The organism is Paraburkholderia sp. J94 (genome assembly GCF_905220285.1).
In the GTDB taxonomy this organism is placed as follows: domain Bacteria; phylum Pseudomonadota; class Gammaproteobacteria; order Burkholderiales; family Burkholderiaceae; genus Paraburkholderia; species Paraburkholderia tropica_A.
Genome location: NZ_CAJMZH010000007.1, coordinates 23,183 through 48,580 on the forward strand (window position 1 = coordinate 23,183; position 25,398 = coordinate 48,580).

19 protein-coding genes are annotated in these 25,398 nt (G+C 67.8%); 1 reads left to right on the forward strand and 18 read right to left on the reverse strand.

Features of this window, described 5'->3' with window-relative positions; genetic code table 11:
* Positions 1 to 102 precede the first annotated feature (102 nt).
* From U4Y88_RS16085 to U4Y88_RS16115, 7 genes are all read right to left on the reverse strand, one after another.
* Positions 103 to 1,668, reverse strand: a complete 1,566-nt coding sequence (locus tag U4Y88_RS16085) for an efflux transporter outer membrane subunit (protein WP_321784991.1) — start codon at positions 1,666 to 1,668, stop codon at positions 103 to 105.
* On the reverse strand, positions 1,661 to 2,911 hold the full coding sequence (locus U4Y88_RS16090; RefSeq protein ID WP_310630458.1) for an efflux RND transporter periplasmic adaptor subunit: 1,251 nt from the start codon (positions 2,909 to 2,911) through the stop codon (positions 1,661 to 1,663). The genes U4Y88_RS16085 and U4Y88_RS16090 overlap by 8 nt, the downstream gene beginning before the upstream one ends.
* Positions 2,901 to 6,170 (reverse strand): efflux RND transporter permease subunit, encoded by a 3,270-nt coding sequence (locus U4Y88_RS16095; RefSeq protein ID WP_321784993.1) that lies wholly within the window; start codon positions 6,168 to 6,170, stop codon positions 2,901 to 2,903. The genes U4Y88_RS16090 and U4Y88_RS16095 overlap by 11 nt, the downstream gene beginning before the upstream one ends.
* A 223-nt stretch (positions 6,171 to 6,393) precedes the next feature.
* A complete protein-coding gene (locus U4Y88_RS16100) occupies positions 6,394 to 7,068 on the reverse strand; it encodes a response regulator transcription factor (RefSeq protein WP_224013150.1) in 675 nt (224 codons plus the stop codon).
* Positions 7,069 to 7,287: 219 nt separating this feature from the next.
* Positions 7,288 to 8,250, reverse strand: coding sequence for a LysR family transcriptional regulator (locus U4Y88_RS16105; RefSeq protein WP_321784995.1), 963 nt, complete (start codon positions 8,248 to 8,250; stop codon positions 7,288 to 7,290).
* Positions 8,251 to 8,438: 188 nt separating this feature from the next.
* On the reverse strand, positions 8,439 to 8,828 hold the full coding sequence (locus U4Y88_RS16110; RefSeq protein ID WP_224013152.1) for a hypothetical protein: 390 nt from the start codon (positions 8,826 to 8,828) through the stop codon (positions 8,439 to 8,441).
* Positions 8,829 to 9,106: 278 nt separating this feature from the next.
* Positions 9,107 to 10,066, reverse strand: coding sequence for a transporter (locus tag U4Y88_RS16115; protein WP_224013153.1), 960 nt, complete (start codon positions 10,064 to 10,066; stop codon positions 9,107 to 9,109).
* Positions 10,067 to 10,626: 560 nt separating this feature from the next.
* Here U4Y88_RS16115 and U4Y88_RS16120 point away from each other — a divergent pair.
* The gene (locus tag U4Y88_RS16120) at positions 10,627 to 11,715 is read left to right on the forward strand and encodes an HPP family protein (RefSeq protein WP_224009045.1); all 1,089 of its coding nucleotides are present in this window, start codon (positions 10,627 to 10,629) and stop codon (positions 11,713 to 11,715) included.
* A gap of 27 nt (positions 11,716 to 11,742) precedes the next feature.
* Here U4Y88_RS16120 and U4Y88_RS16125 read toward each other — a convergent pair whose 3' ends face one another.
* From U4Y88_RS16125 to U4Y88_RS16175, 11 genes are all read right to left on the reverse strand, one after another.
* The gene (locus U4Y88_RS16125; RefSeq protein WP_321784997.1) at positions 11,743 to 14,262 is read right to left on the reverse strand and encodes a TonB-dependent siderophore receptor; all 2,520 of its coding nucleotides are present in this window, start codon (positions 14,260 to 14,262) and stop codon (positions 11,743 to 11,745) included.
* Positions 14,263 to 14,485: 223 nt separating this feature from the next.
* Positions 14,486 to 15,661, reverse strand: a complete 1,176-nt coding sequence (locus U4Y88_RS16130) for a FecR domain-containing protein (RefSeq protein ID WP_321784998.1) — start codon at positions 15,659 to 15,661, stop codon at positions 14,486 to 14,488.
* Positions 15,662 to 15,672: 11 nt separating this feature from the next.
* Entirely contained in the window at positions 15,673 to 16,188 is a 516-nt protein-coding gene (locus tag U4Y88_RS16135) for a sigma-70 family RNA polymerase sigma factor (protein ID WP_224009040.1), read from the reverse strand.
* Between the two features lie 244 nt (positions 16,189 to 16,432).
* The gene (locus U4Y88_RS16140) at positions 16,433 to 17,428 is read right to left on the reverse strand and encodes an alpha/beta hydrolase (RefSeq protein ID WP_321785000.1); all 996 of its coding nucleotides are present in this window, start codon (positions 17,426 to 17,428) and stop codon (positions 16,433 to 16,435) included.
* Positions 17,429 to 17,650: 222 nt separating this feature from the next.
* On the reverse strand, positions 17,651 to 19,015 hold the full coding sequence (locus U4Y88_RS16145; RefSeq protein ID WP_321785002.1) for a sensor histidine kinase: 1,365 nt from the start codon (positions 19,013 to 19,015) through the stop codon (positions 17,651 to 17,653).
* A gap of 34 nt (positions 19,016 to 19,049) precedes the next feature.
* Positions 19,050 to 19,727, reverse strand: a complete 678-nt coding sequence (locus tag U4Y88_RS16150) for a response regulator transcription factor (RefSeq protein ID WP_224009034.1) — start codon at positions 19,725 to 19,727, stop codon at positions 19,050 to 19,052.
* Positions 19,728 to 19,760: 33 nt separating this feature from the next.
* On the reverse strand, positions 19,761 to 21,092 hold the full coding sequence (locus tag U4Y88_RS16155; protein ID WP_224009032.1) for an MFS transporter: 1,332 nt from the start codon (positions 21,090 to 21,092) through the stop codon (positions 19,761 to 19,763).
* Between the two features lie 172 nt (positions 21,093 to 21,264).
* Positions 21,265 to 22,311, reverse strand: coding sequence for an ABC transporter substrate-binding protein (locus U4Y88_RS16160; RefSeq protein ID WP_224009030.1), 1,047 nt, complete (start codon positions 22,309 to 22,311; stop codon positions 21,265 to 21,267).
* Positions 22,312 to 22,533: 222 nt separating this feature from the next.
* A complete protein-coding gene (locus U4Y88_RS16165) occupies positions 22,534 to 23,535 on the reverse strand; it encodes a flagellin N-methylase (RefSeq protein ID WP_415774454.1) in 1,002 nt (333 codons plus the stop codon).
* Positions 23,532 to 24,299, reverse strand: a complete 768-nt coding sequence (locus U4Y88_RS16170) for a MetQ/NlpA family lipoprotein (protein WP_321785471.1) — start codon at positions 24,297 to 24,299, stop codon at positions 23,532 to 23,534. Before U4Y88_RS16170 ends, U4Y88_RS16165 begins: the two co-directional genes overlap by 4 nt.
* Before the next feature lie 47 nt (positions 24,300 to 24,346).
* On the reverse strand, positions 24,347 to 25,390 hold the full coding sequence (locus U4Y88_RS16175; RefSeq protein ID WP_321785006.1) for a formylglycine-generating enzyme family protein: 1,044 nt from the start codon (positions 25,388 to 25,390) through the stop codon (positions 24,347 to 24,349).
* Positions 25,391 to 25,398: the final 8 nt, after the last annotated feature.

The window sequence follows — 25,398 nt, forward strand, 5'->3', positions numbered from 1 at the left end:
CGAAGCGGCGCGGCGGCCAACGAAAAAGCGGCGCACGCGACACGCGCGATGCGTGCTGCGTGCGCCGCTCGGGCGCTTCGTCGATGAACCGATGAGCGCGCGTTACGACGCCTTGGCGGGCGCGTTGGCGCTGGCTTCGGTTTTCGCCGATGCCGATGCATGCGCGGATGCGGCCTTCGTAGCCGATGCAGCCGATGCCCCCGATGCAGCAGAAGCCGCCGATGCCGTATCCCCATCGAGCTGCTTCGTGCTCCACCCGCCGCCGATCGCCTGAACCAAACCGACCGTTGCGTCGAGACGCCGCGTATCGAGTTCGAGCGAGGCGATCTGCGTCGACAGTTCGGTGGTCTGCGCCGTCACCACGTCGAGATAGCTGACCACGCCGTCACGATAGCGCGACATCGACAGCGTGAGCGTGCGCTGCGCCGCGTCGAGCGCCTCGTTCTCGCGCTGCGCCTCGTCGCCGAGGTGATGCAGCAGCGCGAGATTGTCCTCGACCTGCTGGAACGCGTTGAGCACCGTGGCCTTGTAGTCCGCGCCGTTCTCCGCGAGCTTCGCACGCGCGCCGCGCACGAGCGCTTCGCGGCGGCCGCCGTCGAAGATCGTCTGCATCAGCGACGGGCCGATCGCCCACATTTCGTTGGGCGCCGAGAGCCACGGATTGAACGTGTCGCTCTGATAGCCCGCGAGCAGATCGAGCGAGATGTCGGGGAAGAACGCGGCCTTGGCCACGCCGATCTCCGCATTCGCGGCCGCCACGCGGCGCTCCGCCGCCGCGATGTCCGGGCGCCGTTGCAGCAGCGCCGAGGGCAGGCCGGCGGGCAGGTTCGGCAGGCGAGGGCGCAGCGTGTCGGGCGCGATGTTGAACTCCGAGGCCGGCACGCCGACGAGCGTGGCGATCGCGTGCTCGTAGAGCGCGCGGCGCGCGCTCACGTCGTCATACGAAGCCTGCGCGGCGGCGAGCTGGTTCTGCGCGCGCGACACGTCGAGGTCCGACGCGATGCCGCCGCGATGGCGGCTCTCGGTGAGCTGCAACGCGTGACGATACGCGGCGATGGTGTCGTCGAGCAGTTTGGACTGCTGATCGAGTCCGAGCAGATTGAACCACGTGGTCGCGAGCTTCGCTTGCAGGCTCAGTTGCAGCGACGCGAGATCGGCTTCGCTCGCCTCGCTGCTCGCCTGGCCCGACTTCACCTCGTTGCGCACCTTGCCCCACAGATCGAGGTCGTAGCCGATCCCCACGCCGAGCGTGTTCGTCTCGTACACGTTCGGCTGATTCGAGCCGCGCAGCGGACGCAGCGCCGACTGCCGGTCGCGCTCCACCGAAGCGCCGAGCCCCACGGTCGGCATCAGCGCCGAGCGCGCCTGCGCCGTGAGCGCATCGGCCTCGTCGTGACGCGCGAGCGCGGCGGCGATGTTCGGATTGGCCTTCTGAACCTGCGGCTCAAGCTGATCGAGGATCGGATCGTTGAACGCCTTCCACCAGCAGTCGCGCGGCAACTGGTCGGCGGGCTGCGCGGTCTGCCAGTCGCCCGCTTCCTTGAAGTGCGTCGGAATCGCGGCGGCGGGCGCGTGATACGTGGGCGCGAACGAGCACGCGTTCAGCAGCATCGCGCCCGCGAGCGCGACGAGCCGCACCTTGGTGTGCAAACCGGACGGCTTAACCATGCGCCGGCTCCGCCGCTTGTGCGGTCTGCGTGGCCTGGGGCGCGGGGTTCGCCGCCGTCTTCGCAGACGAACCCGGCGCATTCGTCGCCGCCGTGGCCGCGAGGCGCACGACGTCGCCGTTCGCGAGCGAGTCGGGCGGATTGTCGATCACGCGCTCGCCCGCCTTGAGACCGGCGATGATCTGCACGCGCGTGCCGAGGTCGGTGCCGATGGTCACGTCGCGCAGCTGCACCTTGTGATCGGCGCCCGCCACGGCGACCTGCATGCCCTGGGCGCGGAAGATCAGCGCGCTCGCGGGCACGAACAGCGCGTTCGCGTCGCCGTGCATCGCGAGGTGCACTTCGGTGTACTCGCCGGGGAACAGCAGGCCCTGCTTGTTATCGACGGCGAGCTGCACGAGCATCGTGCCCGAGGCGGGCGAGATCGACTGGTCGGTGTCGACGAGCTTGGCGTCGAACTTCATGCCGGGGCGCTCGGGCACCGTGAGCGTCGCGTGCATGCCGGGCTGGATCGACGCCGCGTCGCTCTGCGGCACGCTCACGTAGACGCGCAGCGTGCTCGCGTCCGAGACCGTGAAAAGTTCGGGGCCGCTGCCGCTGCCCGAGTCGATCAGCGCGCCCACGTCGGTCTTGCGCGCCGTGACCACGCCGTCGAACGGCGCGGTCAAACGCTTGAACGATTCGAGCGCTTCGAGACGGCGCACGTTGGCCTGATTCGCTTCCACGGTCGCCTGCTTGGCGATCAGGTCCGAGGTCTTTTCATCGGCTTCCTGCTGCGAGACCGAATCCTGCTTGAGCATTTCGGTCCAGCGCTTCGCCGTGGTGGCCGCGAGCTTTTCGTTCGCGATCGAGTTCTGCAGATCGGCGCGCGCCTGCTGGAGCTGCTGATCGAGATCGGGCGTGTCGATCACGCCGAGCAGTTGCCCGGCCTTCACGTGCGTGCCGATATCGGCGTACCACGCATGCAGATAACCCGAGACGCGCGCGTAGATCGGCGCGTTGATGTAGGCCGCGAGATGGCCGGGCAGCACCAGCATCTGCGAGGCGGGGCTCGGTTCGGGCAGCACGGTGGCGACCGTGGGCACGGCCTGCGCGTCGGTCCAGGACGTAAGTTCCTGATGCGCGTGCACGCGGCTGAACAGACCGCCGGAGACGATCCCGGCGGCGACCATCAGCGCGACGGCGGCGACGGTTTTCAGATGGCGCATGGGTTGCGGCGAGGCGATGTCGACTTCAGTGGACATGGGATTCTCCCTCGAGGGCAAGTTGTTCCGAATGGTGGGATGCGTCGGCGATGTCGTTTTCCGTGTCGTCATCGCGCTTGTCGTTGCGGTGCACGAGGCTGAACACCACGGGCACGAACAGCAGCGTCGCGCAGGTCGCGCAGATCAGGCCGCCGATCACGGCGCGGCCGAGCGGCGCGTTCTGCTCGCCGCCGTCGCCGAGACCGAGCGCCATCGGCGCCATGCCGATGATCATCGCGAGCGCGGTCATGAGCACCGGGCGGAAGCGCGTGAAGCCTGCTTCGAGCGCGGCGCGCATCGCGTCGCCCGTGATGGCGAGACGTTCGCGTGCGAACGACACGACCAGGATCGCGTTCGCGGTCGCCACGCCCATGCAGAGAATCGCGCCCGTGAGCGCCGGTACGGACAGCGGCGTGTGCGTGGTGAACAGCATCCAGACGATGCCCGCGAGCGCGGCGGGCAGCGCGCAGACGATCACGAACGCGTCGGCCCACGAATGGAAGTTCACGACGATCAGCAGATAGATCAGCAGCACCGCGCCCGCGAGACCGAGCAGCAGGCCCGTGAACGCGCTGTTCATGGTCTGCACCTGGCCGCGCATCGTCACGGTCGAGCCCTTCGGCACGTCCCTGACGGTGGCCTTGATCTCCTTCTGGATCTGCGCGGACACCGCGCCCAGATCGGCGCCCTGCGTGGTCGCGTAGATGTCGAACAGCGGCTCGATGTTGTAGTGCGAGACCACGGCGTCGGCGGTGCCGCGCGTGATCGTGGCGAGGCCGCCGAGAATCTGCGAGCCGCCGCTCTTGCTGGTGACGGGCAGGTTCTGCAGGTCCGAGAGCGTGGTCATGCGGTACTGCGGCGTTTGCGCGACGATCGGATACGACACGCCGTTCTTCGGATTGAGCCAGTAGGTGGGCGACACCTGGCTCGTGCCCGAAAGGCTCGCGACCACCGAGTTCGTCACGTCCTGCTCGGTGATGCCGAGTTCGTCGGCGCGCGAGCGGTCGACGGCCACGGTGAGCTGCGGATACGTCGAAGCCTGCTGGATACGCGGATCGGCAATGCCTGGAATCGTGCTCACGCGGCGCAGCAGTTCGTTCGCATAGTGCTTGTTGGCCGTCATGTTCGGGCCGCTGACCTGCACGTCGATCGGCGCGGGCGCACCGAAGTTCAGGATCTGGCTCACGATGTCGGCGGGCAGGAACGAGAACGTCGTGCCGGGGAACAGACGCGGCAACTGCGTACGCAGCGCCTTCACGTATTGCGCGGTGGGCGCGTGGTCCTTCGACAGCGAGATCATGATGTCGCCGTCCTGCGGTCCGATCGTGCCGCTGTTGTTATACGTGAGGTTGATACCGCTGTTCGGCAGGCCGATGTTGTCGATGATGCTCGTGAGCTGATCGGCGGGAATCGCCTCGCGCACGGTGTCTTCGATGTGATCGAACAGGTCGGCGGTTTCTTCCACACGCGTGCCGATCGGCGCGCGCACGTGAATTTCGATCTCGCCCGAATCGATGTTCGGGAAGAAGTTGCGGCCGAGGAAGGGCACCAGCGCGAACGACAGCATCACGATCGCGAGAAAGCCCACGATAAACGGCTTGCGATGCGTGAGCGCGAGACCGAGCACGCCGCGATAACCGGCGCGCACGCGTTCGAAGCGGCGCTCGAAACCGCGCTGGAAATTGACCAGCGGATTGCGCGAGCGCACGACGCGATCGTGCGCGCCATGCGGCGCCATCACGGCGGCGAGTTCGCCCGACGCATGGCCTTGCGACGCGTGCGGCTTGAGCAGGTAACGCGCCATCATCGGCACGAAGGTACGCGAGAGCACGAACGAGGCGATCATCGCGAAGATCACCGATTCGGCCATCGGCACGAACAGGTAGCGCGCGATGCCGTCGAGCAGCAGCATCGGCACGAACACGATACAGATACACAGCAGCGAAACGAGCGCGGGCATGACGATCTGCGCCGCGCCGTCGAGAATCGCGCTGCGTACGTCCTTGCCTTGCTCTAAGTGCCAGTTGATGTTCTCGATCGTCACGGTGGCATCGTCGACGAGAATACCCACCGCTAGCGCGAGGCCGCCCAATGTCATCACGTTCAGCGTTTCGCCGCAGGCCGCGAGCGCCGCGATGGCCGCGAGCACGGCGAGCGGAATCGAAGCGGCGATGATGAGCGTCGAACGCCAGCTGCCGAGGAACAGCAGGATCATGGCCGAGGTGAGCGCGGCGGCGATGATGCCTTCGCGCGCCACGCCGCTCACGGCGCCCTTCACGAACACCGATTGATCGGACAGCGGCACGAGCTTGAGGCTCGGCGGCAGCGACTGTTCGATCAGCGGCAGCTTCGCCTTCACGCCCGCGATGATGTCGAGCGTCGAAGCCGAACCGTTCTTGAGGATCGACATCAGCACCGCGCGATGGCCGTCCACGCGCACGATATTGCCTTGCGGCGGATAGCCGTCGCGCACGTGCGCCACGTCGCGCATATAGATCACGGCGCCATCCACGGTCTTGATCGGCAGATTGTTGATCGCCTCGATCGTGAGCGGGCTGTTGTTCAGGCGCACGTTGTATTCGAAGCGGCCGATCTTCTGCGTGCCCGCCGGAATGATCTGGTTCTGCTGCGCGAGCGCGTTCGCCACGTCCTGCGCGGAGAGCTTGCGCGCCTGCAGCGCCTGCGGATTCAGGTCGATCTGCACTTCGCGCGTCTTGCCGCCGTACGGCGTGGGAATCGCCACGCCGGGCACGGACAGCAACTGCGGCCGGATGAAGTTGGTCGCATAGTCGCCGAGCTGCTGCTCGTTGAGCGTGTTGCTCGTGAGCGCGAGCTGCAGCACCGGCACCGTGGACGCGTTGTAATTCAGAATCTGCGGCGGCGTGGTGCCGGGCGGCATCTGCTTCAACACGGTCTGCGACACCGAGGTCACCTGCGCGGTGGCCGTGCGGATGTCCACGGTCGGCTGGAAGAAGATCTTCACGATGCCGTAGCCGCGGAACGACTGCGATTCGATGTGCGCGACGTCGTTGACGGTCGTGCCGAGCGTGCGCTCGTAGTAAGTGACGATACGGCCCGACATGTCGTCGGGTTGCAGACCGGCGTAGTTCCACACCACGCTGATCACGGGAATGCGGATATCAGGAAAGATATCGGTTGGCGTGCGTAACGCAGCGAGCGGGCCAGCGATCAGGATCAGCAGGGCCAGCACGATGAACGTGTACGGACGGTTCAAGGCCAGCCGGACGATTTTCAGCATCAGAAGGGGCTCCGTTCAGAACATCGGCGCCGGATCCTTCGTGGCCAAAGCGGGCAAGGCTTGCCCTCCACGGAGGAGTCCGACGCCGGTATTGTGGCGGGCGGGTTGTAACGTCCTGCAACCAGACAAATGAAACAAGTTTTAGTTATCGGCGGCTTTTTTTAAAAAAAAGGACTACGAAACGCTAAAAGGAAAATAGACGTGTGCTATGCGATCGAAAACGTCAACCGAGCAGATAACCCGAGCCGCGGATCGTGCGGATGAGCGAGGGCTCGCCGGGCATATCCACGCGATTGCGCAGACGGCCGACGTGCACGTCGACGAGATTGGTGCCCGGATCGAAGCGGCCCCCCCACACGCCTTCGAAGATCATCGTGCGCGTGAGCACCTGGCCCGCGTGGCGCATCATGAATTCGAGCACGCGCAGTTCGGTTGGGCGCAGTCGCAGGACCTTGTCGCGGCAGGTGAGCTTGCGCTTGACGAGATCGAGTTCGAGCGGCCCCACGCGCAGCACGGTTTCGGTGGTCGCGGGACGCGTGCGGCGGCGCACGAGCGCTTCCACGCGCGCCGACATTTCGTCGATCGAAAAGGGCCGCGTGAGATAGTCGTCGCAACCGGCGCGCAGGCCCTGGATGCGTTCTTCCACGCTGGTCGTGGAGCTCATCACGAGCACGGGCGTTTCGATGCCCACGCCGCGCATGGTGGTGACGATGGTGAGGCCGTCGAGATCGGGCAGGCGCCGTTCGAGCGCGACCACGTCGTAGTCGCCAGCCATCACCATCGCGATGCCCTCGCGGCCGGAGCGGGCGATATCGACGGTGAAGCCGGTGGAAGCGAGCGTGGGGACGACGCTCGCTTCGGTGGCGGCGTCGTCTTCGATGGTGAGGATTCTGGGCATGGCTTTCCAGGCGTCGTGACGGGTGAAACGGAGTCGGGCGCGCGCCGCGCGCAATGGGAGCGCGCGCACGGCGCCGGCGTGCGAAAGCGGACAGGGGCGAAAGCGGGCGCCACTCGCACGCGCACTAGCGCACGCGTGCGAAGCAGCACGGATCAGCGCAACAGCAAGCGTAACAACGAGCGCAATAGCGAGCTAAACAGCGCGAGCGCGCGCCGCGCGTCAGGCCACGGCGCGCAAGGCGAGCGGCGCGGCGGCGGCGGCGGCGGCATGCAGGCTGGCGCCGGCGTGGCTGTGATGGCTGCGGAACTGCTCGACCGCGAAGTCGATGAAGCTGCGCACTTTCATCGTCAGATAATTGCGGCCCGAATAGACGATCGAGACGTGCTGCATGCCGCCGTTCACGTCGAAGGCGTTCAGCACCGGCAGCAGCACGCCGCGCGCGATGTCGTCGGCGACGAGCGGCAGCGGCAGCAGCGCCACGCCCATGTCGGCGAGCACGGCCGCGCGCACGGTCGCATAGCCGCTCGCCGTGAGCGGGCCGTTCGCGCTCACGCGCTGCGCGCCGTCGGCGTTGGCGAATTCCCAGGAGCGCGGCGCGTCGGAGACCGCGAGCAGATCGTGCTGCGAGAGATCGGCCGGCGTGCGCGGCATGCCGCGGCGCGACAGATAACTCGGCGTGGCCACCACGATTTCCTTCACGGAGGTGATCTTGCGGCTCACGAGCGACGCGTTCACCTGCTGGCGGTCGGTCGCGAAGCAGACGTCGAAGCCGCCTTCGATCATGTCGATATGCGTGTCGTAGGCGGTCACGTCGAAATCGACGCGCGGGTTCACGTCGCGATACGCGCTCAGCAGCGCGGTCAGCGCGCCGCTCGCAAACACCGAAGGCGCGGCGATGCGCAGCACGCCGCTCGGATCGCGTGTGGCGCGCACGAGTTCCGACTCGACTTCGTCGAGTTTGTCGATCACCGCGCGGCAGCCGTCGAGATAAAGACGGCCCGCTTCGGTCAGCGAGAGACTGCGCGTGGAGCGGTTCAACAGGCGCATGTTCAGATGCGCTTCGAGCATGCCGACGCTGCGCGTGACGGCTGCGGCAGACATGCCGAGCTGCTTGCCGGCGAGGCTGAAGCTGCTCAGATCGACGACGCGCGTGAACACGCGCATGGCTTGTAGCTGGTTCATGTGACGAGTCCGTGCCGGTAAAGGCTCAAAACGGGGCTGCGCGAATGGGCCCGTAAAACAAGCCCCGAAATACAGGGACGAGCCGGCGCCGCGCAGGCGAACGCGCTCGCCGGGTCCGCGACGCGCGGCCCGGATTCACGGGATGATGCGGAGTACTGCGAGCTGCGGCGACGCGCAGCGCAGTGCGCTCAGTTCGGCAGCGCGTGCATGGGCATGGGCGACTCGCGCTGCGCGGCGGCTTCGTGCGCGTTCAGCGCGTCCTTGAGCCGGTGCATGCTTTCGGTGGGAATCGCGAAACCCGCCCAGCCGAGGCCGGTATGGCGCAGGAACAGCACCGCGCCGTCGAACAGCGGATTGCGCTCCGTGTACCAGCACGGATCGATTTCGATCACATATTGATGCGAGCGCAATGGCTGATCGGGCACGGCGGGGCGCATCGAGGCGCGCAGCTTGCCGAGCTCCTCGATGAGGCCATCGACTTCGGCGGCGTCGAGCAGCGCGGCGCGGTCATCGACCTTTACGCACAGCGCCTGTTCGCCATATTCGTTCACGAGTTCGACCGACATCGGCTTTTGCATGGTGCATTCCTCTCAGTCCTGAATCTGGAGAGGATTATCGGTTCCGGCCCGGTTGCGGTGTTTTAAGTTGCCGCGCACCAAACATGAAAACTAATTTAGAAAGCATTAAGTTGCGCAGGCGTGGCCGGCGTGCGTGAACGTCGTGACGGGAGGGCGTGCTGCGCTTATGGCGGGTGCGCACGCGGCGTTTCATGACAGCCGTGTCATTTACCGATTTACGCGGCTGATGCGCGCGCGTGCGCGGGACGGAGCGTTTTTTGGATGCTCGACGAAAGCCGTCAGAACGCGAGCGTGGCCGTGGCCATCACCGTCGACGTACTCTTCAGACGATTGGTGCTCGCGATGCTCGGCACCCAGCGCAGGCTCGCGGAAAACGGCGCCTTGCCGCCGATCTTGGTGTCGTAGGTGATGATCGGACCGAGCGCGAAATCGTGGCCGCGAAAACCGTTGAGACGATCGGCGAGCGGGCCGGTGTCGTCGGCGAGCTGCTGGACCGTGCCCATCACGAGACCCACGCCCACGCCGTTCGCGAAGCGCTTGAGCGCGAGCGCGTCGAGCGTGAACAGCGCGCCGTTCTGGTAATCGGTATCGTGATTGCGCGTGTAGAACTGCAAGCCCGCGACCACGTCGAACTCCAGACCGTACTCGGGCACGAGCTGCGTCCACGCGACTTGCGGCACGAAGGTCCAGTTGTTCAGGCTCGTGTTGGCGAGCGCGTTGGGGTTGTAGCCGCCCGTGGGCGCCCAGAAGTTGAAACTCAGCGCGATATGCGAGTTCGCCGAGAAGCTGTAACCGGCTTCGATGGGCGTGAAGTAGAGGTCGTAGAAGTTCGAGGCGCTTTGCGTGGTCGAACTCGTGAAGCGGCCGACGCCCGCCGTGCCGGTCACTTCGGTCCAGACATAGGGCACGGTGATGCCCGAGGCGAAACTCCAGCCGCCGATGCTGCCCCAGCCGCGCAGGATGGATGCGAGCGTGAAGTTGATCTTGGCGTCGATGCCGAGCGAGGCTTTGCCGTTGATCGGCACCGTGCGCGAACCGGAAATCGAACCGTCGAGATAGAGGTCTTCGAGATTCACGACGTAGATGCCGGCGGGCGGCACTTCGGCCACGCCGGTCAGCACGCTGCTGCCCGCCACCGGACGCCCGAGCGCGCTTTCCGTGGCGTGGCCGGTCGTGGCGCCGGCCAGTCCGAGTGCGGCGAGCGCGGCCTGGCAGGCTGTGTGTTTGACTTTGCGCATGGCGCCGCGCGCCGTGTGTTGCGCTTTCCTTTGCACCTTCCGTTGCACCTTCGTTTGCACCGTGATCGTCACCGTCGATCTCCTGTTGTTTTTCCTCTATTCGATGATGCGGGTCATGCGCGCTGAATACGCACGACGCGGTGTGAAGCGGATGCTGCGAATGCGGGCCAGACATGGCTCGCCAAGGCTAACATTCTTCATCAGAATTTTCATAATGCGTGCGATGTTTCCTAACGCGTGTCAGTGTGGCGTGTTTTAACGCACTTTCTTCGAGCCGCTGCCGCGCCGGAATCGCATCAGCAAACCGGTCACGTCGACGTACACCACGTAGCCTGTTGCGCTGCCATATAGTTTGGTATCCGAATCAAATTGCACGCACGTAAAAAGCGCGGATCGCCGCGCACGCCGTGGCGTGATTCGTCGCACGATGCATCGTCCGCGACAAAACATGCATTAACGATGAATTATATATACGCTCAGAAAGATCAATTATCGGTATGTCAGGCGAGCGGGTAGGCTGGCTTCACGCCTTCTTCACCGCGCCTCTCACCGGACTCCGCATGATTCGCACCGCGCTCCTCGCCTGGCTCAAGCGCTTCAAGCCGCATCCCGCCGCGCCGTCGTGGCGCGAAGGGGCGCGGCGCGCGGCGGGCGCGTTGCTGGGCATAGCGTTCACGGGCGTCGCCACCCATCTGGTGTTCGGCGGCGCGGGCGACATTCCGATGCTCGTCGCGCCGATGGGCGCCTCGGCGGTGCTGCTGTTCGGCGCGTCGGAGAGCCCGCTTGCGCAGCCGTGGTCGATCCTCGGCGGCAACTTCGTCTCGGCGCTCGTGGGCGTGGCGTGCGCGCGCTGGATCGGCGCGCCGGTCGTGGCCGCGGCGGTCGCGGTGGGCCTCGCGATCTGCGCGATGTTCGTGTGCCGCTGCGTGCATCCGCCTTCGGGCGCGGTCGCGCTGACCGCCGTGCTCGGCGGCCCGCCGGTGCATGCGCTGGGCTTCGGCTTCGTCGCGGCGCCCATCGCGTTCCAGTCGATGGCCTTGCTCGGTGCGGCGCTGCTCTTTCATGCGCTCACGGGCCATCGCTATCCGCGCGATGTGGCGGCTGCGCTCGCGGCGGCTCAGCAAGCCGCACAGCAAGCCGCACAACAAGCGGCAAGGCAGGCCGCGACTTCACACGCCAGGACCTTCGACGAACTCACCTGCGAAGACCTGATGACGGCCGCCGATCACGCGGTGCCGTTGACGATGGCGCGGCACGCAGCGTGGGAGCGTCTGCACCGGCACGGCGCGCATGCGCTGCCCGTGGTCGACGACGCGCATCGCGTGGTCGGCGTGGTGACGCATCGGGAGCTGGCGGCGCGGCGGCCTGAGGGAGGAATGCGGCGGTTGCGCGCGCTATGGCGCGTGCTGCGCCGCCGCACGCACGAGATGGAAGAGACGGTCGAGGCCGTCATGGCGGCCGGCGTGCATGCGGTGCATCGCGGCGCGCCGCTCGCGAGCCTCGTGCCGATTTTCGCCGATCACGCGTACTACGAAGTCCCCGTGCTCGACGACGCGCGGCGGCTCGTCGGCGTCGTCAGGCACTCGGACATGATTCGCTGGCTGCATCGCCACGCGGGCGCGCCCAGCCTGCTCGCGCAAGCCGGTTGAGCGCGCCCGCCCGATCGGCCGGAGCGATTACCAGCGGTAGTTCATCCCCGCGAACACCTGGCGGCCGTAACCATACGCGCACCAGTTGCCGTAGTAGCACGAGGCCACATAGGTCTTGTTCAGCAGGTTCTGCGCGTTGATATAAAGCTCCGCGCCCTTCATGCGCGGAATCGCGTAACCGAGGTCGTAGCGCAGCGCGGCATCGACGAGGAAGAAGCTTCGGACTTCGAAGCTGTTGTCGGTGCTATAGGTCGCGCCCGTGTAACGGCCGCCGCCGCCGAACGAAAGACCCGCGAGCGGGCCGCCGTGAATCGTGTAATACGCCCACAGCGAGGCCTGGTTCGACGGAATCGCGGCAAGGTGCTTGCCTTGCAGCCCGCTGTTGTCCTTCGTGTAGACCGTGTTCAGGTACGTATAGCTCGCCGACACGTCGAGCGACTTCGTCAGGCTCACCTTCGCCTCGAGTTCCACGCCGCGCGACCGCGCCTCGCCCGCTTCCGACTGGTAGTTCGGATTGGCCGCGTCGGTGGTCAGCAGGTTCTTGCGCGTGAGATCGAAGATCGCCGCGGTAAAGAGCGCGTTGTAGCGCTTCGGCTGGAACTTGATACCGAGTTCGTACTGGCGGCCGCGCTCGGGATCGAAGGCCTTGCCGTTGATGTCGGTGCCCGACTGCGGCGCGAACGATTCCGTGTAGCTGAAGTAGGGCGCCACGCCGTTGTCGAACAGATACGTGAGGCCGCCGCGCCACGTGAACGCGTGATCGTTCTGCCATTGCGGCGTGCCGTTGTCGGTGACGTCGCGCGTGGTGGTGTTGGCCCAGTCCTGACGCACGCCGAGCGTCATCAGCACCTTCTGGTAGCGCAGCTGGTCCTGCGCGTAGATGCCGTACTGATTGCTCGTGGCGTGCGTCTTGGTGAGCGCGGGCATGTCGATGGTCGCGCCGTAGACGGGATCGAACACGTCGATCGACGGCGCGCTGCCGTAGCCCGTCGCGTAGTTGGTGCCGAAGTGCTGATAGTCGAAGCCCGCGAGCACGGTGTGATCGACGGGACCGGTCGAGAAGCTGCCTTCGAGCTGGTTGTCGATGGCGAACGAATTCAGCTGCTCAAACGAGGCGATCGACGCGCGGTCGAGCGTGTGGCCGTCGTCTTCGAGACCGCTGCCGTAGACGCTCTGGTAGTCCTGGCTGATGTGGTAGTAGCGCGCGTTCGAGCGCACCTGCCAGGTGTCGTTGAGGCGATGCTCGAACTTCAGGCCCACGGCTTCCTGCGTGCGGCTGAAGCGTTCGAACGATTCCTCGCCGTCGTAGAAGTCGCGCGCGATGGTGCCGAGCGGATCGTAGATCGCCGTGCCCACCGACGGCACGCTGCCATACGACGTGCTGGCCGGGTCACGCTGATAGAGCGCGTAGACCGTGAGCGAGGTCTTCTCGTCGGGGCGCCACGTGAACGAGGGCGAGACGGCGATGCGCTCGTTGCGCGTGCTCTGCACCTGGCCGTCTTCCTGGCGCGCGATGCCCGTGAAGCGATAGAGGTAGTGCTGGTCGCCCGCGATCGGGCCGGAGAAGTCGGCCGTCAATTGCTGATGGCGATAGTTGCCGAACTCCACGCCCAGTTCGTGCGTGGGCGTGACCGTCGGCAGCTTGCTTTCCTGATTGAGCAGGCCGCCCGCCTGCGCCTGGCCGTAGAGCACCGAGGTCGGCCCGCGCAGCACTTCGATGCGGTCCATCAGATACGGATCGACCTGCGGCGTCGAGTACATGCCGTTGCTGATCTGCTTGAGGCCGTTCCAGTAGGTGTCGGCGCTGAAGCCGCGCACGTTCAGCATGTCGTAGCGCGTGGCCACGCTGCCGCGCGTTTCGGGCGTCACGCCCGCTTCGTAGCGTACGGCGGCGTTGAGCGTCTGCGCGTTTTGCTGATTCATCTGGTCGCGCGTGACGACCGAGATCGATTGCGGCGTTTCGAGGATCGGCGTGCCCGTCTTGGTGGCCGTCGAACTCCACTTCGCGACGAGGCCTTCGGTCGGACCGTAGCCGGTGTCGGCCTGGCCCGCGACCGTGACGGCGGGCAGCGTGCTGGCGTCGTCGTTGGCGGCGGACTGGGCGCTGCGCGCGCGCACGAACCAGACGCCCGACGCGCTCTGCGCGATTTCCAGCTTCGAGCCCGCGAGCAGCGCGCTGAAGCCGCCGTGCACCGTGTAGTTGCCGCGCAGACCGCGCGTGTCGAGCCCGTCGACGAGATGCGGATCGAGCTGCACGCTCACGCCCGCCTGCACGGCGAAATTCGAGAGCGCGGTGCCGAGCGGACCGGCGGGGATGTCGTAGGCCTTCGCGGCATCGGCCGCCGTGCTGGCGGCGGTCGTCGAGCCAGCGACAGAGGCGGCTGCGGGTCCGGCTGCAGGACCGGCAGCATGCGCGGCGGGCGCAGCGGCCAGGCCGCCGAGCACGAGGCCGAGCGGAATCGCGCGCAAGGCGAGCGTGTGGAGGCGGCGGCGGGCGGCGTGGCGCGCAACGGCCCGGGAGGCGCGGCGGGGCCGGCGTTCGGACATGAAAACTCCTGATCGATCGAGTGAATTGGGTGAGTCGATACGTGCTTGACACGCGAACGCGGAAAAGGGGACACGCAGGGACACGCGCGCGGCGATTTTTTTTCGATGACGTGGGCGCGCGCGAGCGAGGTGCGAACGAATCGGTGCCAAGGACCGGCGTAAAGGACCGGCGCGCGCGAGGCGCGTCGTCGTCAGTTCGCTTCGGTTGAGCCGGGGTTGGACTTCAGGTCGATTCGCGGCGCGCGGTGTTGTCGACCACGGCCGGTGCAGCGGGCGCGGCGGCCACCGTCACCCAGTAACGCGTGCGCCAGACCACCTGCACGGGCAGCGTGGTGGGCAGCGCGGTGAGCAGGCTGTCGGTGTCGGCGAGCTGGAACGCGCCCGAGATGCGCAGGTCCGCCACCGCCGGGTCGCAGCGCAGCAGGCCGCTGCGGTAGCGGCCGATCTCGGCGAGGAAGTCGGCGAGCCGCACGTGATCGGCGAACAGCACGCCCTGGGTCCAGTCGGCGGCGTGCGGATCGGCAGGCGTGAGCGCGTCGATGGAGCGCGCCGTGAAGCGCGTCTGCTCGCCCGCGTTGACCACGCGCGTGAGATGCGGCGCGTCGGCGGGCATGATTTCGACCGCGCCATGCAGCACGGCGACGTGGGTGCCCGCGTCGTTGTCGTCGCCGTTGCCGAGGCCGTCGCCGAGCTGACGCACCACGAAACGCGTGCCGAGCGCGCGGATGCGGCCGTCCGCGGTCTGCACGATGAACGGGCGTCCGGGGTTGGCCGGCGTGTCGGCGCGGTCGGGCGCGCGGTCCGGTGCGGTCTCGACGAAGATCTCGCCCGCGTCGAGCCGCACGCGACGCTCGTGCGCATCGAAGGCCACGTCGAGCGCGGTGGCCGTGTTCAGTTCGACGCGCGTGCCGTCGTCGAGCACGAGGGTGCGGCGCTCGCCGGTGGCCGTGCGCGCGTCGGCGGTCCAGACGCGCCACGGCGTCGCGCGCCAGGCCAGATACGCGCTCGGCCCCGCAGCCAGCAGCACGGTCAGCGCCTTGAGCGCCGAGCGGCGCGTGCTGCTTGTTGTGTTCGTGACGCTTGCGCCACGCTCGCCGCCTTCGCGGCGCCCGGCGCGCGCGAGCGCGGGCATCGCGAGATTCGCGGGCATGGCGCGCAATTTCGCGTTCAGCCGTTCGGCGCGGCGCCACGCGCGCGCGTGTTCGGGATCGGCGGCGCGCCAGCGCGAGCAGGCGGCGAGGTCGTCGGGCGTCGGGTTGTCGGCGAGCCGCACGAGCCATTGCGCGGCCTCGCGCGCGACGGCGCGATCGAGCGGGCGCGCGTCGTCGTCGTCGTGCTGGGCGTGCGTGGCGGCATCGGCGAACGCGGCGCTGTCGTTGCTCGCGTCGGATCGGCTCACGTAGGGCGGCTTCACAGCGTCATCAGCAAGCAGGCTTCGAAGGCGCTCGCCATATAGCGCTTCACGGTGCGCACGTTGATATCGAGCTGCTCGGCGATTTCCGCGTAGGTCAGCCCTTCGAGTTGCGCGAGCAGAAAGGCCGTGCGTGCGCGCGGCGCGAGGCCGTCGAGCATCGCATCGACTTCATGCAGCGTTTCGAGGATCAGATAGCGCTCCTCGGGCGAGGGCGCCTGCGGTTCCGGCAGGCAGGCGAGGGCGTCGAGAAACGCCTGTTCGAGCGACAGCCGCCGATAGTGATTGAGCAGCACGCGGCGCGCGACCGTGGTGAGGTAGGCGCGCGGCTCGCGCAGTTCGAGCGCGCCCAGCCGCTCGTGCGCGCCGAGGATGCGCAAGAACGTGTCGTGCGCGAGGTCCGCCGCCTCGAAGGCGTTGCCGAGCTTGCGGCGCAGCCAGCCATGCAGCCAGCCGTGATGATCACGGTAGAGCGCGTGCACCTCCCGCTGCACGTCGAGTTGGACGGCGGACATCGAACTTCCCCTTTTTCACCCCGCGCGGCAGGCCGGCGCATCAGCCGATGGATCGGCCCGGTCACATTGCTAAATAAGAATTATTTTCATTTATAACAAGACAGGGCGATTTGCGCAACGCATAAACGCCGTCGCGTGGGGCGGACGCGACGGCGGGTTTCAGGCGGGTTTTTTCTGCTAGCCGGTGGCTAGCGCAAGGTTCAGGCGCGATTGAGGCGCGATTGAGACGCGATTAAGGTGCGGTTCAGGCGAACTCGCGCTGCACAGCCTCGCCGCGCAGGAAATCGATCAGCAGCGCGTTGACCTCGGCGGGCCGCTCCTGCTGGATCCAGTGGCCCGCGTCGGGCAGCAGCACCTTGCGCGCGAGGCGCGGCACGTTGGTTTCGAGCGCGTCGTAGGCCTTCGCGGTCATGCGGATCACGCCGTCCTGCTCGCCCGCGACGAACAGCGTGGGCTGCACGATGCGCGCGCCGTCGAGGAAGGGCGTGAGCGCCCAGTTGCGGTCGAGATTGCGATACCAGTCGACGGTGCCGCGAAAGCCACTCTTGTGGTACTGCGCGGCGAACACGTCGAGATCGGCGTCGCTGAGCCAGGGCGGCAGCGTGTCGGGATAGGCGAGGCTGTCGACGAAGCGCGCGTTTTTCGGGAACGCCATGAAGCCGACGCGCGCGTGCTCGGGATGACGCCGGCTCTCGCCGCCCGCCGTGTAGTAGACGCCGAGCAGCGCGCGCCGCACGTTCTCTTCCAGTTCACGCTCGACGCGTCCGGGCGTCTGGAAATAGTCCTGATAGAAGTGATGTTCCTGCGTGTTGCTCGCGAAGTGCAGGGCCGGGCGCACGCGCGAGCGCGGCAGATACGGCACGCTGCAAAGCGCGAGCGCACGGAACAGATCGGGACGCAGCAGCGCCGCGTGGGCCGCGACAATCGAGCCCCAGTCGTGCCCGACGATCGCCGCCTGGCGCTCGCCCAGCGCGTTGACGAGCCCGACGAGATCGCCGGTCAGATTGAGGATGTCGTAGGCGGCGGTGTCGAGCGGCACCTCGGTGTCGCCGTATCCGCGCTGATCGGGGGCGACGACGCGAAAGCCCGCCGCCGCAAGCGCCTCGATCTGATGCCGCCACGCGTACCAGGACTCGGGCCAGCCATGACAGAGCAGCACGAGCGGCCCTTCGCCGTGCTCGACGTAGTGCATGCGGATGCCGTTGGTGTACGCGTAACGATGCTGGAAGTCTGCGCTCATGAGGTCCTCGAAGGGTCCACGCGCGTCGGGGCGACGGGAAGCAGTCTGACGAAGGCGCGATGGCGTTTTGATGACGCGGGAAACCGTCGCGGCCGGCCGGACGGTTCGTGCACGATAGCAGAATCGGCGTAAAAAAGAACGACCGGTCGAATTTCGCCGAATTTCGCCGATAACGTCAGCGCCACGGGCGCTCGTGCCGGGCGTTATCACGCCCCCACCGCCTCACCCCACCGGAAACTGCACCACCGCCGCCGTCCCGCGCCCTTCGACACCGCGCTCCAGCCGGATCTCCGCGCGATGCGCGCGCGCGATCTCGCGCACGATGGCGAGGCCGAGCCCGCTGCCCGGCTGCGTCGAGGCGCGGAAGAACGGCTCGAACACCTTGTCGCGCAGTTCGTCGGGAATGCCCGCGCCTTCGTCGGCGACCGAGAGCGTCACGGAGGCCGATGCGCCCACCAGCGTCACCGCCACCGTGCCGCCTTCGGACGAATAGCGGATGGCGTTGTCGACGAGATTGAACACCAGCACCGAGAGCAACTGCTCGTTGCCCATCACCACGGCCTGCTCGGCGAGCGTGGCGACGAGTTCGACGCGCCGCCGCTGCGCGAGCAGCGCAAGCTGTTCGATCACGCCCGTCGCCACCGCGCGCATGTCCACGCGCGCGCCTTCGAACTGCGTGTAATCGGCGGCTTCGGCCTGCGCGAGCGTCAGCAACTGATTCGTGAGACCCACAAGCGAGCGATTGCTCTGATGCATCGCCGTGAGCGTTTCGTGCAAACGCTCGGGGTCCTGCTGGCGGCGCGCGTACTGCAACTGCGTGCCGAGCAGCGTGAGCGGCGTGCGCAACTGATGCGCGGCGTCGGCGATAAAGCGTCGCTGCATCGCCGTCTTGCGCTCGATGATGTCGAGACATTCGTTGAACGCGCTCACGATGGGGCGCAGTTCGGTGCGCAGCGGCTCGGTGTCGATACGCACCGACGACGTGCGCACGCGCTCGGGCAGCCCGCGCGCGAGCCGCGTGAGCGGACGCAGTTCGAGCGTGAGCGCGGCGCTCACGAGCACGATCGCCGCCGCGACGATGGCGGCGAAATAGAACATCTGCGGGCGCCAGAGCGCGAGCGCCAGCGCGTCGCGCTCGTTGAGCGTGCGGCCCGCGGAAACCACCACGCGGCGCGTCACGCCCGCGTCGTACATCGGCCGGATCAGCGAGACCGCGCGGATCGGCAGGCCGTCCACTTTCGCGTCGTACCACTGCGGCGAGACGTCGGGCACGCGCTGCGGAAAATCGGAGGTGCCCGCGATGATCGGCCCGCCGATTTCCTGCACGCGGAAGAACACCTGATCGCGGCTCGCCGTGCGCAGGATCTCGATGGCGCTCGGCGAAATCGACGCGGACAGCGTGTTGCCTTCCCAGCCGATGTCGCCCGCCATCACGCGCGCCGCCGAGAGCAGCGCGTCGTCCTGCAACAGGTTCGCGGTGCGCCACGCATTGCCGTGCGTGATCAGGCCCGCCGCCGCGATGAACACCGTCATCGGCAGCACGAGCCAGAGCAGCAGGCGCACGCGCAGGCTATTGGTGGGTTTCATCCGTGGGATTCATGCGTCGGGCTCGTGCGGCGCGTCACTCGTCGGCTTCGGCGTCTTCGAGCAGATAGCCGAGGCCGCGCAGCGTGATGATGGTGGCGCTGCTCTTTTCGAGCTTCTTGCGCAGACGCGAAACGTAGATTTCGATCGCGTCCTCGCTGGTGGGCGCGTCGGCGTCGCTGACCGATTCGGCGAGCGTGGCTTTCGAGACGGTTTTCTTCGCGCGCAGGATCAGCGTTTCGAGCACCGCGTGTTCGCGCGGCGTGAGCGTGAGCGCGTCTTCTTCCACGTAGAAGCGGCGGCTGTCCATGTCGTAGAGCAGGTCGCCGCAGCGGATGCGGTTCGAGCGCGAGGGCGCCTGGCGGCGCGCCAGCACCTTGACGCGCGCGACGAGTTCGCGCGCGTCGAAGGGCTTGACGATGTAATCGTCGGCGCCTGCACCCAGACACACGACTTTTTCGTCGATCGCGCCCGTGGCCGTGAGGATCAGCACGGGCGTGGCGTCGCCGCGTGAGCGCATGCGGCGCAAGAGCGCCTTGCCCGACATGCGCGGCAGGTTCAGATCGAGCAGCACCACGTCGTACGAGGAGGCGCGCAGCGCGTCCTCGGCCGCCTCGCCGTCGCCGACGTGGTCGAGCATGAAACCGTCATCGGTCAGCGTGCGCGTGAGCCAATGCGCGAGTTGTTCGTTGTCTTCGACGAGCAGCAGTCTCATGCCCAGGCGGTCCTTCGGTCCTTCCGTTACGGGTTACGCGCTCTTGTACTGTTCGCGCGTGGCCTTCGAACGATACAGGAACAGCGTGGCGACGAGGCCGCATACCGCGGCGACGCTCATCCATGCGCCCGGCGCGGCCTTGTCGCCGGTGAGGTGGATCAGCCACGTGGAGATCGCGGGCGTGAAGCCGCCGATGAGCGTGGCGAGGCTATAGGCCATCGAGAAGCCCGTGGTGCGCACGTGCGCGGGCATCAGTTCGGTCAGCGCGACGACCATCGCACCGTTGTACCACGCGTAGAGCGTCGAGAGCCACAGTTCGACCACGAGCAGCGAGCCGAACGAAGGCGCGCCTACGAGCCACTGCATCGCCGGATAGCAGGTGAGGATGGCGAGCGCGGTGCAGGCCAGCAGCACCGGCGCGCGGCCGACGCGATCCGAGACCGCGCCCGCGATCGGCAGCCAGATGAAGTTCGAGACGCCCACGCAGACCGTCACGAGCAGCGCGTCGAGCGACGAGAGGTTCAGTTCGACCTTGCCGAAGGTCGGCGTGTAGGCGGTGATCAGGTAGAACGAGGTCGTCGTCATGATGACGAGGCCCATGCCCGCGAGCACGATGCCGTAGTTGCTCGCGATGGCGCGTGCGATCTCGCCGATGCCCGGATGATGGCGGCGCGCTTCGAACTCTTCGGTTTCGCGCAGCGTGCGGCGGATGTAGAACAGGAAGGGCACGATCATGCAGCCGACCACGAACGGCACGCGCCAGCCCCAGCTATGCATTTCCGGCGCGGGAACGAGCGAGTGCAGCGCGACGCCGAGCGCGGCCGCGAACACCACGGCGACCTGCTGGCTGCCCGACTGCCATGCGCAGTAGAAGCCGCGATTGCCCTTGGTGGCGATTTCGGCGAGATAGACCGAGACGCCGCCGAGTTCCGCGCCCGCCGAGAAGCCTTGCAGCAGGCGTCCGAGCAGCACGATGGCCGGCGCGGCGATGCCGATGGTGGCGTAGCCCGGCACCACGGCGACGCAGAGCGTGCCGACGGCCATCAGCGAAAGCGAGAGGATCAGGCCCTTGCGGCGGCCGTGGCGGTCCATGTACGCGCCGAGCACGATCGCGCCGAGCGGGCGCATCAGGAAGCCCGCGCCGAACACGGACAGGGCGAGCATCAGCGAGGCGAATTCGCTGTCGGCCGGAAAGAACGTCGACGCGATCGCGGCTGCGTAATAGCCGTAGACCATGAAGTCGTACATTTCGAGGAAGTTGCCGCTGACCGCGCGAAACACGGTGCGCGCTTTCGATTCGGGCGCGAGGGCGGCCGTGCCGGAATGTCCGCTGGCCGATGCGGTGCTGCTGCTGGCTGGTGTCATGTCGAATACCTTTGGTTGAGGGGCGCGTCCGTCCGCGGCGCGGTGTGCGTCGTGGCGGCCTGGTCGGCCGGAGGAGGCGTCCCGTTTGTTGCCCGGTGTGTTGGCCCGTCGTGCGGGCCGGTTGCGTTGATCTGCCGTGTTCGGTCGGGTGATTGCGGCGGGTTCGTCCCGCTTACGGTTGTGCTGCTTGTCCTGTTGGCTGCTGCGGCGGCGGCTCGCCGGTCACGAATTCGTCGGTCCATGTCTGCGAGAGATCGACGTGCCGCGCGCTCACGCGCGAACCGGCGGTCGTCAGCACGTTCAGCACGGTTTGCGGCGCGCCGGGCGGCATCGTGCCGTCGGGCGAAAACGCGGGCTGCGCCTCGGTCAGCGCGCGCGTGTAAGCCGCGCGGTCGCTGCCGGTCACGTCCTGCGGCAGCAGCGCGACGATCTCCGCCGCCGGATGCGAGCCGATGAAGCGCAGCGCGCGCACCAGCGCCTGGACCATCTGCTGCGTTTCGCGGCGATGCTCGCGCATCCAGCTGCGGCGCAGATAGAGGCACGCGCCCGCATACGGGCCGCCGAGCCAGTGCTGCGTGCCCTCGACGCTGCGCATGTCGACCAGCACGCGCGCCGCGCCGCTCGTCAGCAGGCGGCTGGCGGTGGGTTCCTCGACCATGCCCGCGTCGATGCTGCCGTGTTCGATGGCGTCGGCGAAACGCGTGTCGGCCGCGAGCGGCACGACGGTGTAGGCGCCCGGCGCGACGCCCGCGCGGGTGGCGAGAAAACGCGTGAGCACCCACGTCGACGAGCCGAAGCCGGTCACGCCGAAGCGCTTGCCGCGCGCGTCGGCCATCGACTGCATCGCGCGGCCCGCTTCGGAGCGCGTGGACGCCAGTTCGGCGAGGCCCGCCGCGCGCTGGAACACCACGACCGAGAGCGCGTCCTCGCCGCGGCTTTGCAGGTCGATGGTGTGATCGTAGAAACCCACGGCGCCTTCGATGGCGCCCGCGATCAGCTCGGTCGAGGTGTCGATGCCCGCGGGCAGCGAGACCACCTGCACGTCGACGCCCGCGTCGCGGAAATAACCGAGTTGCGCGGCCAGCACGGCCGGCAGATAGACGATCTTCGACATGCCGCCCATCATCAGCCGGATCGGCTCCGCGCGCGCCTGCGCGGCGGCGCCCAGCGCGATGCAGAGCATCAGCGCGCGGCCGAGTTGCTGGGCGCGGGAAAGCATGCGGGGGTGTCTCCTCTTGGCGGTACTGTGATTGACTGGGTGCAAGTATAAAAAGGCAAGCCCTTCTGATTGCTTTCCGGCGCCGAAGGATTTTCTCGGTATTTACCCTCTTGGCAGGGCGGGCGCGCGAGGCTTTTGGGGTGGGATCGGCGGGCGATTTTGCGCGATTTCGCGCGAATCTGTGTGATCCGGCGCGCGGCGACGCGCGCGCGGCCGCTGCGATCAGCGCAGGTTGAGCCAGCGTTCGGCGTCGTGCGCGAAGGGCGTGGAGGAGGGTTGGGAGGAAGGTTGGACGGAGGCGAGTTCCTCGCGCGCCCGTGCGTGCGCCAGCGCGAAGCCGCGCAATTCCTGCGTGATGACGCGTTCGTCGAGGCGGCGGCGGGCGAGCGCGGCGGCGACCGTCGTGTCGATCAGTGCGCGCTGGCGGTCGATCACGTCGATACAGGCGGCGCGGCACGTTTCCGATAAACGCGCCACGGCGAGCAGCGCGGGCACGGGCGCGATCGTGAGCCGCGCGCCGGGGCGCAGCGCGGCCAGCGAGGCGCGCGCCGACGCCGACGCCAGCAGCGACGCCGCCACCGCGTCGCGCCAGAGCGCGCGCTCGAACACCAGTGCGTTGCGGTCGCGTTCGAGCGCCTGCGTGTCGATCACGCGGCCCGCTTCGATCAGCGGCGTCGCGCCGGTTTCGAGTCCGTCGCGGATGCAGTCGGCGCCGCGCCAATGCGGCGCTTGCGTGCTCGCGCGCCGTGCGGCGAGCACGAGCGGCTGCCAGCGGTCGGGCACGAGCGGATCGAGCGGCACGGCGGCGCAGCGCGCGGGCTTGGTTGCGTCGTTAAGTGCGTCGTTAAGTGCGTCGTTAAGTTCGTCGTGCAGCCCGCCGTGCAACGTACAGCGGCCATCGGGCGCGAGCGCCGGACAGCGCGCCACCGACGGATAGTCGTAGCCTTGCAGCGTGATCGAGAGCCAGCCCGCGTCGGGCGCGCCCGCGCGAGCGAAAAGCGTGTCGGCGAGCGCGTCGTGATCGGCGACGTCGTCTTCGTTCAGCGCATGCGTCGCGCCATCCGCGCCGAGCCGTTCGCCCACGCGGCGGCGCGGCACGCGCTCGATTGCGATGCTGCCGATGAACAGCGCGCGCTGCGCGAACCACTCGCGCAGCGAGAGCGCGGGCGGGCTGTTGCAGCATTGGCCGCACGCGCTACAGGCGAGCGAGCCGGTGGCGATCACCACGGCCGCCGCACCGAATCGGCGTAGCGCGTGAGGATGAAATGCGCGACGTCGTCGGAGTGATACGCGGCGATCAGCGTGCGCACCCACGGCCGAGCGCGGTCGGCGTCACGCACCGTCAGCACATCGGCGTAGGGCGAGCGCGCGTCTTCGTAGCTCACGCTGTCGCGCGCCGGTTGCAGGCCCGCGCGCGCCGCGTCCTCGTTCGGAATCGCGACGAGATCGGCCGTGTCGAGCGCCTTGAACAACTGCGCGCGCGGCACCGCGACGAGCTTCAGCTTGAGGCGGTTGCCGGTGATATCGCGCGTCGTGGCGTGCAGGCCCGCGCTGTCGCGGAACATCACGAGCGTGTCGTTCTGCAGCAGCACGAGCGCGCGCGCCGTGCCGCGCGCGTCGGCGGGAATCGCGACGGTCGCGCCGGGCCGCAGCTGGCTTAGCGTGCGCAGACGCCGCGAGTAGAGCGCCATCGGCAAGGTGACGGTGGGCGCGACATCCGCGAGCGCGTAACCGTGCGCGGCGCGCGTTGCGTCGAGGCTCGACGCGTCCTCGAAGCTGGCGGCGTCGATGTGGCCCGCCGCGAGCGCCGCGTCGATGCGCGCGGGGTCGTCGAAGACCACGACATCGAGCGGCAGACCGCGCGCGGCGGCCACGCGCTTGACCTCGTCCATGATCTGCGCGTGCGTGCCGGGCGTGACGCCCACGCGGATCGCGGCCGATGTTGGCGCGGGCGACGGTTCTGCGGCATGCGCGAACGCGCTCGCCATGCACACCGACGCCGCGAACAGCATCGTCGATACAAGCTTCACGCGCCTCATGCCGGATCCCTCAACACGGTGCGAAAGCCGATATGCGACGCCGCGAGATCCGCCTCCTGCTGCTCGCGCGACGAAGCGCGATAGCGTACGCAGTAATCGCGCGAGCACAGGAACGAGCCGCCCTTGATGACCATCGCCGTGTCGTGGCGGCGTCCCGCGGGCGCGACCGCGAAGGTGTCGCCGTTGGTGTGCGACTGATGCGGGCCGCTGTAGGCGTCTTTGGTCCACTCCCACGCGTTGCCGATCATGTCGTAGAGGCGGAAGTCGTTGGCCGCGTAGCAACCCACGGGCGCGAGTCCCGCGTGGCCGTCCTCGGCGGTGTTGAGCACCGGAAACACGCCCTGCCAGTAGTTCGCGGCGGGCTTGCCGTGGGCGTCGGCGGGCGCGGCGTCGAGACTCGCGTCCTGATGCCCCGCTTTGCCCGCGTATTCCCATTCGGCCTCGGTCGGCAGATCGCGGCCGAGCCAGCGCGCGTAGGCGAGCGCGTCGTGCAGCGTGACGAGCGTGACGGGCAGATTGCCCTTGCCGTCGACGTTGCTGTCAGGTCCTTGCGGATGCCGCCACGTCGCGCCGTTCACCCACGACCACCACGCCAGATCGCGCGCGTTCATCTCCTCGCGCGTGGGCACGTGAAAGACCGCCGCGCCGCCCTGCTTTTCGGCTTCCGTGACGTAGCCCGTGGCCGCGACGAAGGCCGCGAACTGCGCGATCGTCACGTCGTGCTGATCGATCCAGAAGCCGCTCACGCGCGCCGTGCCGTCGCCGGCCGGGCGCTCGTCGGGATAGCCGCGCGTGCTGCCGAACACGAACGCGCCGCCGTGCAGATGCACCATGCCCGCCTTCGGATCGTCGCGCCAGCGCGCGGGCAGGCCGCCGTAGCGCTCGCATTGACGCTCGCTGCCGAGCGCCGCGAGCGGCCGCCCGGTGTTGAGCGCATCGAATGCGGGCGCGCCGGAGTTCGCCTGCGATGCATACGACCAGGCGAAGGCCGCCGCGAAAATCGCGGCGCCGCCCGCCGCGCCGGTGAGCCAGAAACGCATCGCCGCTA